The sequence below is a fragment of the Mycobacterium sp. PS03-16 genome, from assembly GCF_004570325.1.
Taxonomy (GTDB): domain Bacteria; phylum Actinomycetota; class Actinomycetes; order Mycobacteriales; family Mycobacteriaceae; genus Mycobacterium.
In genome coordinates, this window is record NZ_SPQO01000012.1 from 85627 (window position 1) to 101178 (window position 15552).

The window sequence follows — 15552 nt, forward strand, 5'->3', positions numbered from 1 at the left end:
CAGACACAAAAGTGCCCCAAACCCTCGGGTTTGGGGCACTTTGCGTCTGGTGGGCGGGTTGCCACAGGCCTGGGGTGGCGGGACTTTCGCCTGGAGCCGTCGCCAGCCAGCATCAGGAGCGTGCCGCTCGACGAGCTCTTCGCCGTTCACGGTGGGCTGCTGACCACCAAACAGTTGCTATCGGTCATGACCAACCGCACGATCGCCAGACGGGTACGGCTCGGCGAATTGGTGCGGGTGTGGCATGGCGTCTACGCCCAGACGCCGCCCGACACCCTCGCTCGGATGGCGGCCCTCGACCTGATCTCCGGCCGGCGGATCGTGGCATGCATGCATACCGCGGCGGAGCTCCACGGCTTCGCCACCGAACCCGACGACCGCATTCACATCCTCGATCCCGGAGTTCGCATGCGACCGTCCGCGCAATTGATGGTGCACCAGCGGGTCGGTGCGAGCATGCAACTCCTGCATGGCCGACTGGTGACGGCCCCGGCATGGACCGCGGTCGAGGTCGCGCGCACGCTGCGGCGTCATCGTGCGCTGGCGACGCTCGATGCCGCGCTACATGTTGGTGCGTGCACCCCGGCGGAGCTGCGGGCGACGATCGACGAGCAGAGGGGCCGCCGTGGCATCGTGCGGGTCCGCGAACTGGTGCAGATCGCCGACGGTCTCGCCGAATCGCCGATGGAGAGCGAGGCCCGGCTGGTGTTCGTCGACGGCGGTCTGCCACCGCCGGAACTGCAGTACGAGATCGTCGACCGGTGGGGCCGACTCTGGCGAGTCGACTTCGCGTGGCCGGAAGCCATGGTCGTCGCCGAGTACGACAGCATGCAGTGGCACGCTACGCCTGACGCCCTCCGACACGACCGGATGAAGACGGCGCGGTTGGGGGAGTGCGGGTGGACGACCGTCCCGCTGGTCATCGACGATGTGCGACACCACCCGCTCGATCTCGTTGCCCGCATCGCGTTTCACCTCGAACGTGCCGCCCTCGCGGGCTGATTTCTCCCGCCGAACAGACGCAAAAGTGTCCGAAACTGGGGTACTAAGGGCACTTTTGCGTCTGCTCGCGGGGAGGGACGGGGGTGTCGGGGACCGGGCCTAGACTGGCCGCGTGCTCATCGGTTCGCATGTCCACGGAGACGATCCCCTGGCCGCGGCGCAGGCCGACGGCGCCGACGTCGTGCAGTTCTTCCTCGGCAACCCGCAGAGCTGGAAGAAGCCCAAGCCGCGGGAAGACGCCGAGGTGCTCAAGGCGTCGAGCATCCCGCTGTACGTGCATGCGCCGTACTTGATCAACGTCGCCTCGGCGAACAACCGCGTGCGCATCCCGTCGCGCAAGATCCTGCAGGACACGTGCGATGCGGCGGCGGCGATCGGGGCGACGGCGGTGATCGTGCACGGCGGCCACGCCGACGACAACGACATGGAGGCCGGCTTCGAGCGGTGGGCCAAGGCACTGGACTATCTCGAGACCGACGTGCAGGTGCTGCTGGAGAACACCGCCGGCGGCGACCACGCGATGGCGCGGCACTTCGACACCATCGGCCGGCTGTGGGACCACATCGGCGACTTCGGCATCGGCTTCTGCCTCGACACGTGCCACGCCTGGGCCGCGGGCGAGGCGCTGGTCGACGCGGTGTCGCGGATCAAACGCATCACCGGGCGCATCGACCTCGTGCACTGCAATGATTCGCGCGATGCGGCCGGCTCGGGCGCCGACCGGCATGCCAACATCGGTCTCGGGCAGATCGATCCGGGCCTGCTCGCCGCGGTGGTCCAGGCGGCCGATGCGCCCGTCATCTGTGAGACCAGCGACGAGGGACGCAAGGACGACATCGCGTTCCTGCGCGAACACGCGGGTTGATCACACTCCGACCCGAACGGTAATCAGCCGTTCGGATGAGGTGCGGGCTTACCCGGCATGGTTGATTTCCCGTCAGGAGGTCGCCCATGTACTGGGGTGTCGACGGAGGGATCGGGAGCTGGGTCGCGCGACGCGCGTCTCTTTCCGGAGACCGCGTCGCGTTGATCGACGGTGACCGGCGTGTCACGTACGGCGACTTCGACGGCCGCACCGACCAGCTCGCGCAGGCGCTGCGCGTGCGCGGTGTGCGGCGAGGCGATCGAGTCGCCGCCCTGCAGCTGAACGGCATCGCCTTCCTCGAGACGATGTTCGCCGCCGCCAAGCTGGGCGCGATCTACGTGCCGATCAACTTCCGGTTGGCCCCGCCCGAGGTCGCTTACGTGTTGACCGACTCCGGCGCCGATGTGCTCGTGTGGTCAGAGCAGCTGGCGTCGCTGGCCCGCGCAGCACTGGCCGTCGACGGTGTCCGGGTGCGAACGCGAATCGTGGTCGGGGAGGCGTCCGGCGACGGGGCGGAGCGGTTCGAGGAGGTGCTTGCCGCAGGCGAGCGGCGGGCGCCCGGGATGCCGGTCTCCGGCGACGACCTGTGCTGCCTTCCGTACACGTCGGGCACCACCGGCCGTCCGAAGGGCGTCATGCTCACCCACGACAACCTGCTCTGGAGCGTCATCCACACCCTGGGCGTCGGCCGGGGGCTGCGCGAAGGCGACCGCACCGTCACCGTCGCCCCGCTGTTCCACATCGGCGGCCTCGCCGGGCACACGCTGCCGCTGCTGTACGTCGGCGGCACCAACCGGCTCATGCCGGCGTTCGACGCCGAACAGCTGCTCGCAGCGATGGCACACGACCGCGTCACCGTGCAGTTCCTGGTGCCCGCCATGTGGGCCGCGCTGATGGCCGTGCCGCACTTCGAATCCTTCGACCTCTCGGCGCTGGAACTGGCGTTGACCGGGGGAGCGCCGTGTCCGCTGACGGTGCTCGAGTTCTTCCAGGGCAACGGCGTGCCGTTCCAGGAGGGCTACGGCCTGACCGAGGCCGCGCCCGGCGTCTCGCTCCTGGACCCCGAGCACGTCAAGGAGAAAGCCGGGTCGATCGGTCGGCCGTTGATGCACGTGCAGACGCGGATCGTCGACGACCACGACGCGGACGTGGCCGTCGGCGAGGTCGGTGAGCTCGTCATCCGCGGGCCGAACGTCTTCGTCGGTTACTGGGGACGGCCCGACGCGACGGCCGAGGCGTTCCGGGGAGGTTGGTTTCACACCGGCGACCTGGCGCACGCCGACGCGGACGGGTTCATGACCTTGGTCGACCGCAAGAAGGACCTCATCATCAGCGGTGGCGAGAACGTCTATCCGATCGAGGTGGAACAGGTTCTGTGCCGGCATGGCGCGGTCCGGGAGGTCGCGGTGGTGGGCGTGCCGCACCCGCAGTGGGGGGAGACACCGATCGCCGTCGTCGCCTGCAAAGACGGTGAGCAGCTGACCGGCGAAGAGTTGATCGACTACGCCCGCGTGCGCCTCGCTCACTTCAAATGCCCGACGAGGGTCGAATTCGTCGCTGAGCTGCCGCGCAACGCCACCGGCAAGGTGCTCAAGACGATCCTGCGTGAGCAGTACGGCGGACACGCCAGGTCGGTGCAGCGGTGACCGCCCTAGATCACGCTTTCATAGCGAACGACCGCAGAACGGGCGGTAGCGCACCGGTTAACTAGGCTGATCGAGGGAACCCCACCCCTCTCACCCGAAAGGCCCCTGTGTCCGCGATTGACCAGTCGTCGATTGCGCTGACGCCCCCGGACGACTCGACCCGACGGCGTTGGCGGGCGATCGCGCGGTGGGTGGCCGTCGCGGTGTGGGCGATCGTCGTGGTCTATCGGACGGCGACCGAGGGCTTCGCCTTCAACCGCGAACTGCTGCTGCTCTACATCGCGACCGGACTGCTGGCCGCCAGCATCGGGCAGGGTCGCCGGATGCTCTACGTCATCCGCGACTGGCTGCCGTTCGCGCTGGTGCTGCTGGCCTACGACCTGAGCAGGGGCGCGGCCGATCTGGTCGGCCGTCCGACGCTGTGGCACTGGCAGGCCGACGCCGACCGGTGGATGTTCTTCGGCACGATGCCGACCGTGTGGCTGCAGGAGCGGCTCAAACAGCCGACGCCGCCGTGGTGGGAGGTGGTCATCAGCTCGGTCTACATGTCGTTCTTCGTCCTGCCCTACGTCGTCGCCGCGGTGCTGTGGCTGCGCAACCGCGACGAGTGGAAGAAGTTCGTGCGGATGTTCGTCGGCCTGAACTTCGCCGCGCTGATCGTCTACGTGCTGGTGCCCGCGGCGCCGCCGTGGGCCGCCGCGCGCTGCACCGCCGCGCAGGTCGAGGACGGGCCGTCCGGACCGGCGTGCATGTTCCGCTCCGCGCGCGGGGTGCCCGACGGCGGCGTCCTCGGCGCGATGCAGACCAGCCAGGACGGCGCCCACCAGTGGATCGAGCGCATCGTCGGCCGCGGCTGGGGCGCGATGAACCTGCACTCGGCGACCGCGCTGCTCGACGCCGGACAGGCCAGCGTCAACCTGGTGGCCGCGATCCCGTCCCTGCACGCCGGGATGACCGCGGCGATCGCGGCGTTCCTGTGGCACCGCGTGCACCGCGGCTGGCGCCCGCTGCTCGTGGCCTACGTGCTGATCATGGCGTTCACGCTGGTCTACACCGCCGAGCACTACGTCATCGACATCCTGCTCGGCTGGGGGTTCGCAGCGGTGGTCATCGCCGCGCTGAGCCGCTACGACGCCTGGCGGCAACGCCGCACATCAGACCCCGGTCAGATAGACCTTGCGCAGCGGTTCGGTGACGGTCCAGACGGTCTCGGCGCCGGCGGCGAGCCGGACGACGTCGCCCGGGCCGAGGTCAAGCCCCGGGCTGCCGTCGGCGAACTCGACCTGCGCTGAGCCCGACACCACGACGAACACCTCATCGGCCTCGACGTCGCGCATGGCGCCTGCGGTCATCTCCCACACTCCGACCTCGACACCCTCGATCGTGGTGAGCGGGGTGAGAGCCGTGGTCGGGTCGCCGTCGACGCGTTGGTCCTTCGGCACCGGTTCGTGGTCGAGGGCTAGTGCGGCGGCGTGGACGACGGAGTTCGGGTGCACCGCGACATTATGGGCGCGCTCGGTGGATGGCGAGGGTGCGCGTCGTGCTGCGCCGCCGCGGCGTGTCGTGGGCAGACACGCACGCTCGCGAAGGCGCGTGGGTGTGTTACAGGTCTTGTGCGGTTGTCGGCAGAGGTGTAACACTGCGGGTATGCCCGACACGCACGTCGTCACCAACCAGGTCCCGCCGCTCGCGGACCACAACCCGGCCACCTCGCCGGTGCTCATCGAGGCGCTGATCCGCGAGGGCGGCCAGTGGGGGCTCGACGAGGTCACCGAACTCGGTGCGCTGTCGGGCAGCGCCCGGGCGCAACGCTGGGGCGAGCTCGCCGACCGCAACCGGCCGGTGCTGCACACGCACGACCGCTACGGCCACCGCGTCGACGAGGTCGAATACGACCCCGCCTACCACGAGCTGATGCGCACCGCGATCGAGCACGGTCTGCACGCCGCGCCGTGGGCCGACGACCGGCCCGGCGCCCACGTCGTGCGCGCGGCCAAGACCTCGGTGTGGACGCCCGAACCCGGACACATCTGTCCGATCTCGATGACCTACGCCGTCGTCCCCGCGCTGCGGTTCAACCCGGACCTGGCCGCGGTCTACGAGCCGCTGCTGACCAGCCGCGTATACGACCCCGACCTCGCGATCCCCGCGACGAAGCCGGGCATCACCGCGGGCATGTCGATGACCGAGAAACAGGGCGGCTCCGACGTCCGCGCCGGCACCACCGAGGCGACGCCCAACGGTGACGGCACGTACACGCTGACCGGCCACAAGTGGTTCACCTCGGCGCCGATGTGCGACATCTTCCTCGTACTGGCCCAGGCGCCCGGCGGCCTGAGCTGCTTCTTCCTGCCGCGGGTCCTGCCCGACGGCACCCGCAACCGGATGCGCTTGCAGCGCCTCAAGGACAAGCTCGGCAACCACGCCAACGCCTCCAGCGAGGTGGAGTACGACGGCGCCACCGCGTGGCTGGTCGGCGAGGAGGGCCGCGGCGTGCCGACCATCATCGAGATGGTCAACCTCACCCGGCTGGACTGCACGCTGGGCAGCGCCACGAGCATGCGCAGCGGGGTGACCCGCGCGATGCACCACGCCCGGTACCGAAAGGCGTTCGGCGCCAACCTGATCGACCAGCCGCTGATGCGCAACGTGCTGGCCGACCTGGCCGTCGAAGCCGAGGCCGCCACGATGGTCGCGATGCGGATGGCCGGCGCCACCGACCGCGCCGTACGCGGTGACGACCGGGAGTCGCTGCTGCGCCGCATCGGACTGGCATCCGCGAAGTACTGGGTGTGTAAACGCGCCACCCCGCACGCGGCGGAGGCGATGGAGTGCCTGGGCGGCAACGGCTACGTCGAGGATTCGGGCATGCCGCGCCTGTACCGCGAGGCACCGCTGATGGGCATCTGGGAGGGGTCGGGCAACGTCAGCGCGCTGGATACGCTGCGGGCCATGGTGACCCGGCCCGACAGTGTCGAGGTGCTGTTCGACGAGCTCGCGCAGACCTCGGGGGACGATCCGCGACTCGGCGTGCACGTCGATGCGCTCAAGCAGGCGCTCGGCGACGTCGAGACCATCCAGTACCGGGCCCGCAAGGTCGCCGAGGACATCTGCCTCGCGCTGCAGGCGTCGCTGTTGGTGCGCCACGGGCACCCGGCGGTGGCCGAGGCTTTCCTGGCCACCCGGTTGGACCGCCGCTGGGGTGGCGCGTTCGGCACGCTGCCCGTCGGGCTGGACCTCGACCCGATCCTCGAGCGCGCACTGGTCAAGGGATGACCAGTCACCGCCAGCGTGCGCAGGTGCAGATGTGGCAGCGGCGTGTCGTGTGCAGACACGCACTCTCGCGGGAAGTGGTGACCCGATGACGCACGCGATCAGGCCCGTCGACTTCGACAACCTCAAGACCATGACCTACGAGGTCACCGGACGCGTCGCGCGCATCACGTTCAACCGGCCCGAGAAGGGCAACGCGATCGTGGCCGACACCCCGCTGGAACTGTCGGCGCTCGTCGAGCGTGCCGACCTCGACCCCAACGTGCACGTCATCCTGGTGTCCGGCCGCGGTGAGGGGTTCTGCGCCGGGTTCGACCTGACGGCCTATGCGGAAGGCTCGTCGAGCGCCGGGGGCGGTAGCCCCTACCGCGACACCGTGCTGTCCGGGAGGACGCAGGCGGTCAACCACCTGCCGGATCAGCCGTGGGATCCGATGATCGACTACCAGATGATGAGCCGGTTCGTGCGCGGCTTCTCCAGCCTGCTGCACTGCGACAAGCCCACGGTGGTCAAGATCCACGGCTACTGCGTGGCCGGCGGCACCGACATCGCGCTGCACGCCGACCAGGTGATCGCCGCCGCCGACGCCAAGATCGGCTACCCGCCCACCCGGGTGTGGGGCGTGCCCGCAGCCGGGATGTGGGCGCACCGCCTCGGCGACCAGCGCGCCAAACGCCTTCTGCTGACCGGTGATTGCCTCACCGGCAGGCAGGCCGCCGAATGGGGTCTGGCGGTCGAGGCGCCGGAACCCGAGGACCTCGACGAACGCACCGAACGGCTGGTCGATCGCATCGCCGCCGTGCCCGTCAACCAGCTCATCATGGTCAAGCTCGCGATGAACTCCGCGCTGCTGCAGCAGGGTGTCGCCACCAGTCGGATGGTCAGCACGGTGTTCGACGGCATCGCCCGGCACACCCCAGAGGGGCACGCGTTCGTCGCGCAGTCTCGCGAACACGGGTTCCGCGAGGCCGTCCGCCGGCGGGACGAACCATTCGGCGACCACGGTCGCCGCGCCTCAGGGGTGTAGCCATGCGGTTGACGGCACGGTCGGTGGTGCTGTCAGTGCTGCTGGGCGCGCATCCGGCGTGGGCCACCGCCAGTGAGCTGATCCGGCTCACCGCCGATTTCGACATCCGCGAACCCACCGTGCGGGTGGCGCTGACGCGGATGGTCGGCGCCGGGGATCTGGTGCGCTCAGCCGACGGGTACCGATTGTCGGACCGGCTGCTGGCGCGGCAGCGCCGTCAGGACGACGCCGTCACCCCGCGGCTGCGCCCGTGGGACGGGACGTGGACGACGCTGGTGGTCACCAGCGTCGGCACCGATGCCCGCACCCGTGCCGGGCTGCGAAACACGCTGCAGCAGAACCGCTTCGGTGAACTCCGCGAAGGGGTGTGGCTGCGGCCGGACAACCTGGATGCCGCGTTGCCCGCCGACGTCGCCGACCGCGTGCGCACCCTGCACGCCCGCGACGACGACCCGGCGGAGCTGGCCGCCCGGCTGTGGGATCTGGCCGGCTGGGCGGCGACCGGCCGGCACCTGCTCGACGAGATGGCCGTCGCCGCCGACGTTCCGGCCCGGTTCGTCACCGCCGCGGCGATCGTGCGCCACCTGCTCACCGACCCGGTGCTGCCCGCCGAACTGCTGCCCCGCGACTGGCCCGGCGCGCCTCTGCGGCAGGCCTACACCGACTTCGCCGCCGAATTGGTCGCGCGGCGCGACGAGATCACGACAGTGGAGGTGCCGACATGACCCAACCGGTGCGCGTGGAACGCCACGGCGCGGTGACGACGGTGATCATCGACCGCCCGCAGGCCCGCAACGCGGTCAACCGGCCCACCGCCGAGGCGCTGTACGAGGCGTTCGACGAGTTCGACCGCGACGACGACGCGTCGGTGGCCGTGTTGTGGGGCGACCACGGAACGTTCTGCGCGGGTGCCGATCTCAAGGCGTTCGGCACTCCCGACGCCAACGCGGTGCACCGCAGCGGGCCGGGCCCGATGGGGCCGACGCGGATGGTGCTGTCCAAACCGGTGATCGCCGCGGTGAGCGGATACGCCGTCGCGGGCGGGTTGGAACTCGCGCTGTGGTGCGACCTGCGGGTGGTCGAAGAGGATGCGGTGCTGGGCGTGTTCTGCCGGCGCTGGGGAGTGCCGCTGATCGACGGCGGCACCGTGCGGCTGCCCCGGCTGATCGGGCAGAGCCGCGCGATGGACCTGATCCTGACCGGCCGCGCGGTCGACGCCGCCGAGGCCCTGCAGATCGGACTGGCCAACCGGGTGGTGCCGAAGGGGCAGGCGCGGCAGGCCGCCGAGGACCTGGCCGCCGAACTGAGCCGGCTGCCGCAGATGTGCATGCGCGCCGACCGGCTCTCGGCGCTGGGGCAGTGGGGTCTCGAGGAGGCCGAGGCGATCGACCGGGAGTTCGCGAGCATCTCGCGGGTCAAGCACGAGGCGCTCGAGGGCGCGGGCCGCTTCGCCGCGGGCGCCGGCCGGCACGGCGCGAGCACCTGACCCCGCGATTTCGGTGTGGTACGTCGCGCAGGCCGCGACCAACGACACCGAAACCGCCTGGGATGAGTCAGCCCTTGGTGACCGTGTTGTTCGAGCCGAGGTCCTCGATCTTGGGCTCACCGTCGCGGTAGGTGATGGTGTTGTTCAGCCCGACGACCGTGATCTCCTTGTCGACCCGGTCGAATGTGATCGCGTTGTCGGTGCCGCCGATGTTGACGTTGGCGCACGTCCCGGTCACCGTCAGCTTGTTGTTGGACCCGCCCACGTTGAGCGATTTGCCGTCCGCGCAGTCGACGTCGGCGGTGGTGCCGACCGAGCCGTAGTTGATCGTGTTGCCGATCTCGACCTGCGCCCCCGACGATCCGGCCGTGGCCGTCGGCGTCGTGGTGTCCGAGCTCTCCGAGCCACAGCCCGCCAGCGCGAGCGCCGCCGCCGCGGCCAGCGTCACGGTTGTACCGCGGAAGTAGCTGGGCATCGTCTCTCGCTTTCTGCTCACCGGGATCGCAACGATCAAGCGGGCACCCGGCCGAGCCGGTTCGTCATCCCGAGCTCCCGGCCGCGGTCCCACAGCACCGGGTCGCCGTTCTTGAAGAAGACGGTCTGATCCCAGCCGTAGACGGTGATGTCGTTGATGACGTTGTCGGCGACGATCACGTTCGACGAGCCCTGCACGGTCACCGCCCAGCAGGTGCCCATCGCGAAGACCTGGTTGCCGGTGCCGGTGACGTGCAGCGTCGAATCGCGGCAGTCGACGGTCTGCACCAGCCCCTGGCCGGTGATGTGGGTGTCGCCGTTCTTGGCGTGCGCGGCAGGCGCCGCCACCCCGGACGCCGCGAAGAGCGCCGCCACGACAGCCGTCCCGCATCGGGTTGCCACGATCGATCGCACCGTCGTCTTCCCTTCGTCGCCGTCCGGCTCGGAGAACCTGATTCCCAGCAGCGTACGTGCCACCTCCGGGCCCGCGGCAGCCTTCCGCGGTTCTGCGGTCGGTGACGCGTGGCCGGCTCCGGTCGCTAACACCGCCACCGCTGAGTAGCGTGAGTGGTGATGCGTCGGCGTGTGAGCGTTGTTGCGGGAATGGCGACTGCGGCGGTCACCGTGGCGGTGGCCGCCGCCGCTTGCGCGCACACGGTGGACGGCAGCGCCCAGCCTGCGCGCGATGCGGTGCCCGATCCGGACCGCGACTACGGCTACGTCGACAACCGGTGCGGACTGCTCGAGGACTCGTCGGTCCAGGAGACGCTGGCCGCCGACGAGGTGGTCCGGCCCTACAGCGGCGCGGTCTGCCAGTACGTCCTGGTGCGCGGCCCGATGACCGTCGACGTGACGTTCGCGTGGTTCGACCGCGGCACGCTGGACCGGGAACGGGCGGTCGCCGCCGGACGCGGCGCCGAGGTGACCGACACCGTCATCGAACGCCATCCCGCCTTCCTGGCCCGCCGCTCCGGCGCCGGGGTGTCGTGCGCGGCCACCGCGGCCGCCGGATCCGGCGTGCTGAGCTGGTGGGTGCAACTCCGGGGTCAACAGGACGGGGACCCGTGTCAGGACGCGGAGAAGTTGTTGTCGGCCACCCTGTCGTCGGACCTGTGACATGACGATCGCGAAGATTCTCGGATGCGGCGCCCTGGTGGCGGCGCTGGCGCTGTCCGGCTGCGGCGGCGAGGAGCCGGCCGCGCCGGCGGCCCCGACCCCGAGCGCCGCCGCCGACGGCGGGTTCCGCAGCGACGACTGCAACGGCGTCACCGACCAGGACATCACCGAGGCGGTCGGGACGGGCATGTTCACCAAGGTCGTGGACAGCCCCGTGGGGTGCTTCTGGCAGGAGAACTCGATGATCGGCACCTTCGGGGCCGGGATGGGGATCTCCACGTGGTGGTACCGCGGCAGCGACATGGACGTCGAGCGCGAACTCGAACAGCAGGCCGGCCGCCTGCTCACCGAACTGTCCGTCGACGGCAACAAGGGCTTCAAGGCCGCCGACACCAACGCCTGCAGCATCTACGTGGCCAAGGGCGACGATGTGATCACCTGGTCGATCCAGACGATGAACCCGGCGAGCCTGCCCGACCTGTGCGCGGTGACCGAACGCCTGGCCAAACTCAGCCAGGAACGGGTGAACTGACCACGACCGCCCGCGGGCGAACGGGTTACAGTTCAACGCCGGCCCGTTGTCCGGGCCGTGACGACGAAGGGCGGTCACCTGATGCCACCTCAGCCGGACCCGCAGCCGGCGGGTGGGCGGGCGCGCACCTCGGCGCGGGCAGGCCGGCTGTCGCGGGACTCCATCGTCAACGCCGCGCTGACCTTCCTCGACCGTGAGGGCTGGGACGCGCTGACGATCAATGCGCTGGCCACCCAGCTCGGCACCAAGGGGCCGTCGCTGTACAACCACGTGCACAGCCTCGACGACCTGCGGCGCACCGTGCGGATGCGGGTGGTCGGCGACATCATCGGCATGCTCAACACCGTCGGACAGGGCCGAACCCGCGACGACGCCGTGATGGCGATGGCCAGTGCCTACCGCAGCTACGCCCACCACCATCCGGGCCGCTATTCGGCGTTCACCCGCATGCCGCTGGGGGGCGACGACCCCGAGTTCACCGACGCCACCCGCGCGGCGGCCGGCCCGGTGATCGAGGTGCTGGCCTCCTACGGGCTGGAGGGGGAGGACGCGTTCTACGCCGCGCTCGAGTTCTGGTCGGCCATGCACGGATTCGTGCTGCTCGAGATGACCGGGGTGATGAACGGAATCGACACCGACGCCGTGTTCACCGACATGGTGCTGCGCCTGGCGTCGGGGATGGAACACCGCTCCGGCGGCGTGGGCGTCGACCTCCGCTGACGGCCCCGAATGCGCACGTCGGCGTGGGTCATCGCGGTGTGCGGTCGGCTTTTGGAGGGGGGCGGCCACCCTGGTATTGTGGGAACTCGTGCCTGGCCGTTGAGGCGCATGCGACGGGTGTAGATCCAGACAGCATGCCCGCACGCCGGGCCAATTCGCATGTCTATCACGCATCGGATGTTCCGTCGGCGTGGACACGTGCGACACGCCCGGACGCGGGGGACGCGCGCCAGGTGAAACAGCAGTACAGAGACTTGAACAGCAGAGCACAGCACCAGACAAGACACAGAAAGCCGGTACATGCCAACCATCAACCAGCTGGTCCGCAAGGGTCGCCGCGACAAGATCGCCAAGGTGAAGACCGCGGCCCTCAAGGGCAGCCCGCAGCGCCGCGGCGTGTGCACCCGCGTGTACACGACCACCCCGAAGAAGCCGAACTCGGCGCTTCGTAAGGTCGCGCGCGTGAAGCTGACCAGCGCGGTCGAGGTCACCGCCTACATCCCGGGCGAGGGCCACAACCTGCAGGAGCACTCGATGGTGCTGGTGCGTGGCGGTCGTGTGAAGGACCTGCCCGGTGTGCGTTACAAGATCATCCGCGGATCGCTCGACACCCAGGGCGTGAAGAACCGCAAGCAAGCCCGCAGCCGCTACGGCGCGAAGAAGGAGAAGAGCTGATGCCGCGCAAGGGCCCCGCACCCAAGCGTCCGCTGGTCAACGATCCGGTCTACGGGTCGCAGCTGGTCACCCAGCTGGTCAACAAAGTCCTGCTCGACGGGAAGAAATCGCTGGCCGAACGCATTGTTTATGGTGCGCTCGAACAGGCCCGCGACAAGACGGGCACCGACCCCGTGGTGACGCTCAAGCGCGCCATGGACAACGTCAAGCCCGCTCTCGAGGTCCGCAGCCGTCGCGTCGGTGGTGCCACCTACCAGGTGCCCGTCGAGGTGCGTCCGGACCGTTCGGTCACGCTGGCCCTGCGTTGGCTGGTCAGCTTCTCCAAGGCTCGTCGTGAGAAGACCATGGTCGAGCGTCTGGCGAACGAGATCCTCGACGCCAGCAACGGCCTGGGTGCCGCCGTCAAGCGACGTGAAGACACCCACAAGATGGCCGAGGCCAACCGCGCCTTCGCGCACTACCGCTGGTGATCACCGCGCCGGCGGCAGCGTAGCGGTCGGCGCAGGACACAACCGAGCTGACAACAGCTAACTACGCAAGCGAAAGAGTGGGAAGACTTCTGTGGCACAGAAGGACGTGCTGACCGACCTGAACAAGGTCCGCAACATCGGCATCATGGCGCACATCGACGCCGGCAAGACGACGACGACCGAGCGCATCCTCTACTACACCGGTATCAGCTACAAGATCGGTGAGGTCCACGATGGCGCGGCCACCATGGACTGGATGGAGCAGGAGCAGGAGCGGGGGATCACCATCACCTCCGCGGCCACAACGTGCTTCTGGAACGACAATCAGATCAACCTGATCGACACCCCCGGCCACGTCGACTTCACCGTCGAGGTGGAGCGCAGCCTCCGCGTGCTCGACGGCGCCGTGGCCGTGTTCGACGGCAAGGAGGGCGTGGAGCCCCAGTCCGAGCAGGTCTGGCGGCAGGCGGACAAGTACAACGTCCCGCGCATCTGCTTCGTCAACAAGATGGACAAGCTGGGCGCGGACTTCTACTTCTCCGTGCGCACCATGGAGGAGCGCCTCGGCGCCAACGTCATCCCGATCCAGCTGCCGATCGGCGCCGAGAGCGATTTCGCCGGCGTCGTCGACCTGGTCGAGATGAAGGCCAAGGTGTGGAGCGCCGAAGCAAAGCTCGGTGAGAAGTACGACGTCGTCGACATCCCCGCCGACCTCGCCGACAAGGCCGAGGAGTACCGCACCAAGCTGATCGAGGCCGCCGCCGAGACCGACGAGGCGCTGCTCGAGAAGTACCTGGGCGGCGAAGAGCTCACCGTCGAGGAGATCAAGGGTGCGCTGCGCAAGCTCACCATCAACTCCGAGGCCTACCTCGTGCTCTGCGGCAGCGCGTTCAAGAACAAGGGCGTGCAGCCCATGCTCGACGCGGTCATCGACTACCTGCCCTCCCCGCTGGACGTCCCGCCCGCCGAAGGCCACGCGCCCGGTAAGGAAGACGAGCAGATCACCCGCAACCCGTCGGTCGACGAGCCGTTCTCGGCGCTGGCGTTCAAGGTCGCCACGCACCCGTTCTTCGGCAAGCTGACCTACGTGCGCGTGTACTCGGGCACCGTCGAGTCGGGCAGCCAGGTCATCAACGCGACCAAGGGCAAGAAGGAGCGGCTGGGCAAGCTGTTCCAGATGCACTCCAACAAGGAGAACCCGGTGGAGCGGGCCTCGGCCGGCCACATCTACGCGGTGATCGGCCTCAAGGACACCACCACCGGTGACACCCTGAGCGATCCGAACCAGCAGATCGTGCTCGAGTCGATGACCTTCCCCGATCCGGTGATCGAGGTGGCCATCGAGCCCAAGACCAAGAGCGACCAGGAAAAGCTCGGCACGGCGATCCAGAAGCTGGCCGAAGAGGATCCGACCTTCAAGGTGCACCTGGATCAGGAGACCGGCCAGACCGTCATCGGCGGTATGGGCGAGCTGCACCTCGACATCCTGGTCGACCGTATGCGTCGCGAGTTCAAGGTCGAGGCCAACGTCGGCAAGCCGCAGGTGGCCTACCGCGAAACCATCCGGCGCAAGGTCGAGAAGGTCGAGTTCACCCACAAGAAGCAGACGGGTGGCTCCGGCCAGTTCGCGAAGGTGCTCATCGACCTCGAACCGTTCATCGGCGAGGACGGCGCGACCTACGAGTTCGAGAACAAGGTCACCGGCGGTCGCATCCCGCGCGAGTACATCCCGTCGGTGGATGCCGGTGCCCAGGACGCCATGCAGTACGGCGTGCTCGCCGGCTACCCGCTGGTGAACATCAAGGTCACCCTGCTCGACGGTGCGTACCACGAGGTCGACTCGTCGGAAATGGCGTTCAAGGTCGCCGGTTCGCAGGTGCTCAAGAAGGCCGCCCAGGCGGCCCAGCCGGTGATCCTCGAGCCGATCATGGCGGTCGAGGTGACCACGCCCGAGGACTACATGGGTGACGTCATCGGCGACCTGAACTCCCGCCGTGGTCAGATCCAGGCCATGGAGGAGCGCAGCGGTGCGCGCGTCGTCAAGGCGCAGGTGCCGCTGTCGGAGATGTTCGGCTACGTCGGCGACCTCCGGTCGAAGACCCAGGGCCGGGCGAACTACTCCATGGTGTTCGACTCGTACGCCGAGGTTCCGGCGAACGTGTCGAAGGAGATCATCGCGAAGGCGACCGGCCAGTAGGCCGGTGGCCTTCGGGCCACACAACTGAAGAAACCAACCTGCTTTAACCAAAGCACCAACAACAGTCCA

At 69.0% G+C, this 15552-nt stretch carries 16 protein-coding genes and 1 pseudogene; 14 read left to right on the forward strand and 3 right to left on the reverse strand.

All coding sequences use genetic code 11. From position 1 onward, the window contains the following. Positions 1-120 precede the first annotated feature (120 nt). The 4 genes from E4P42_RS12690 (at position 121) to E4P42_RS12705 (ending at position 4805) form a co-directional block, all read left to right on the forward strand. Entirely contained in the window at positions 121-1002 is an 882-nt protein-coding gene (locus E4P42_RS12690) for a type IV toxin-antitoxin system AbiEi family antitoxin domain-containing protein (protein WP_135126415.1), read from the forward strand. A 112-nt stretch (positions 1003-1114) separates the two neighbouring features. Further along, positions 1115-1867 carry a deoxyribonuclease IV gene (locus tag E4P42_RS12695; RefSeq protein ID WP_135126416.1) on the forward strand — a complete coding sequence of 251 codons (753 nt, stop codon included), beginning with the start codon at positions 1115-1117 and terminating at the stop codon, positions 1865-1867. Positions 1868-1953: 86 nt separating this feature from the next. Continuing rightward, the gene (locus E4P42_RS12700) at positions 1954-3513 is read left to right on the forward strand and encodes a long-chain fatty acid--CoA ligase (protein ID WP_135126417.1); all 1560 of its coding nucleotides are present in this window, start codon (positions 1954-1956) and stop codon (positions 3511-3513) included. 107 nt (positions 3514-3620) lie between these two features. After that, positions 3621-4805 carry a phosphatase PAP2 family protein gene (locus E4P42_RS12705; RefSeq protein WP_135126418.1) on the forward strand — a complete coding sequence of 395 codons (1185 nt, stop codon included), beginning with the start codon at positions 3621-3623 and terminating at the stop codon, positions 4803-4805. Here the strand turns inward: E4P42_RS12705 and E4P42_RS27695 are convergent. Further along, positions 4743-5237, reverse strand: a pseudogene (locus tag E4P42_RS27695) (cupin domain-containing protein); the annotation flags it as partial. The gene E4P42_RS12705 and the pseudogene E4P42_RS27695 sit on opposite strands and share 63 nt — an antisense overlap. On the opposite strand from E4P42_RS27695, the gene E4P42_RS12715 reads away from it, so the two are divergent. From E4P42_RS12715 to E4P42_RS12730, 4 genes are all read left to right on the forward strand, one after another. Beyond that, a complete protein-coding gene (locus tag E4P42_RS12715) occupies positions 5161-6789 on the forward strand; it encodes an acyl-CoA dehydrogenase family protein (protein WP_135126420.1) in 1629 nt (542 codons plus the stop codon). The pseudogene E4P42_RS27695 and the gene E4P42_RS12715 sit on opposite strands and share 77 nt — an antisense overlap. Before the next feature lie 85 nt (positions 6790-6874). Further along, positions 6875-7813 carry a crotonase/enoyl-CoA hydratase family protein gene (locus E4P42_RS12720; protein ID WP_135126421.1) on the forward strand — a complete coding sequence of 313 codons (939 nt, stop codon included), beginning with the start codon at positions 6875-6877 and terminating at the stop codon, positions 7811-7813. Positions 7814-7815: 2 nt separating this feature from the next. Next, a complete protein-coding gene (locus tag E4P42_RS12725) occupies positions 7816-8538 on the forward strand; it encodes a PaaX family transcriptional regulator C-terminal domain-containing protein (RefSeq protein ID WP_135126422.1) in 723 nt (240 codons plus the stop codon). Then, complete coding sequence (locus E4P42_RS12730; RefSeq protein ID WP_135126423.1) at positions 8535-9299, forward strand: crotonase/enoyl-CoA hydratase family protein; 765 nt, start codon at positions 8535-8537, stop codon at positions 9297-9299. Before E4P42_RS12725 ends, E4P42_RS12730 begins: the two co-directional genes overlap by 4 nt. A gap of 67 nt (positions 9300-9366) precedes the next feature. On the opposite strand, the gene E4P42_RS12735 is transcribed toward E4P42_RS12730, so the two are convergent. Both E4P42_RS12735 and E4P42_RS12740 read right to left on the reverse strand, forming a co-directional pair. Then, the gene (locus E4P42_RS12735; protein WP_135126424.1) at positions 9367-9774 is read right to left on the reverse strand and encodes a DUF3060 domain-containing protein; all 408 of its coding nucleotides are present in this window, start codon (positions 9772-9774) and stop codon (positions 9367-9369) included. A 35-nt stretch (positions 9775-9809) separates the two neighbouring features. Beyond that, positions 9810-10148 carry a DUF3060 domain-containing protein gene (locus E4P42_RS12740; protein ID WP_245234000.1) on the reverse strand — a complete coding sequence of 113 codons (339 nt, stop codon included), beginning with the start codon at positions 10146-10148 and terminating at the stop codon, positions 9810-9812. 198 nt (positions 10149-10346) lie between these two features. On the opposite strand from E4P42_RS12740, the gene E4P42_RS12745 reads away from it, so the two are divergent. The 6 genes from E4P42_RS12745 to fusA all read left to right on the forward strand — a co-directional run bounded on the left by E4P42_RS12745 (position 10347) and on the right by fusA (position 15483). Further along, a complete protein-coding gene (locus E4P42_RS12745; protein ID WP_167759476.1) occupies positions 10347-10889 on the forward strand; it encodes a DUF3558 domain-containing protein in 543 nt (180 codons plus the stop codon). A gap of 1 nt (position 10890) precedes the next feature. Further along, a complete protein-coding gene (locus E4P42_RS12750) occupies positions 10891-11421 on the forward strand; it encodes a DUF3558 domain-containing protein (RefSeq protein ID WP_135126425.1) in 531 nt (176 codons plus the stop codon). An 81-nt stretch (positions 11422-11502) separates the two neighbouring features. Continuing rightward, positions 11503-12141 carry a TetR/AcrR family transcriptional regulator gene (locus E4P42_RS12755; RefSeq protein WP_135126426.1) on the forward strand — a complete coding sequence of 213 codons (639 nt, stop codon included), beginning with the start codon at positions 11503-11505 and terminating at the stop codon, positions 12139-12141. 300 nt (positions 12142-12441) lie between these two features. Continuing rightward, the gene (gene rpsL, locus E4P42_RS12760; protein WP_135126427.1) at positions 12442-12816 is read left to right on the forward strand and encodes a 30S ribosomal protein S12; all 375 of its coding nucleotides are present in this window, start codon (positions 12442-12444) and stop codon (positions 12814-12816) included. Beyond that, positions 12816-13286, forward strand: coding sequence for a 30S ribosomal protein S7 (gene rpsG, locus E4P42_RS12765; RefSeq protein WP_135126428.1), 471 nt, complete (start codon positions 12816-12818; stop codon positions 13284-13286). The genes rpsL and rpsG overlap by 1 nt, the downstream gene beginning before the upstream one ends. A 91-nt stretch (positions 13287-13377) precedes the next feature. Beyond that, positions 13378-15483: an elongation factor G gene (gene fusA / locus E4P42_RS12770; RefSeq protein WP_135126429.1), complete on the forward strand. Its 2106-nt coding sequence runs from the start codon at positions 13378-13380 to the stop codon at positions 15481-15483. Positions 15484-15552: the final 69 nt, after the last annotated feature.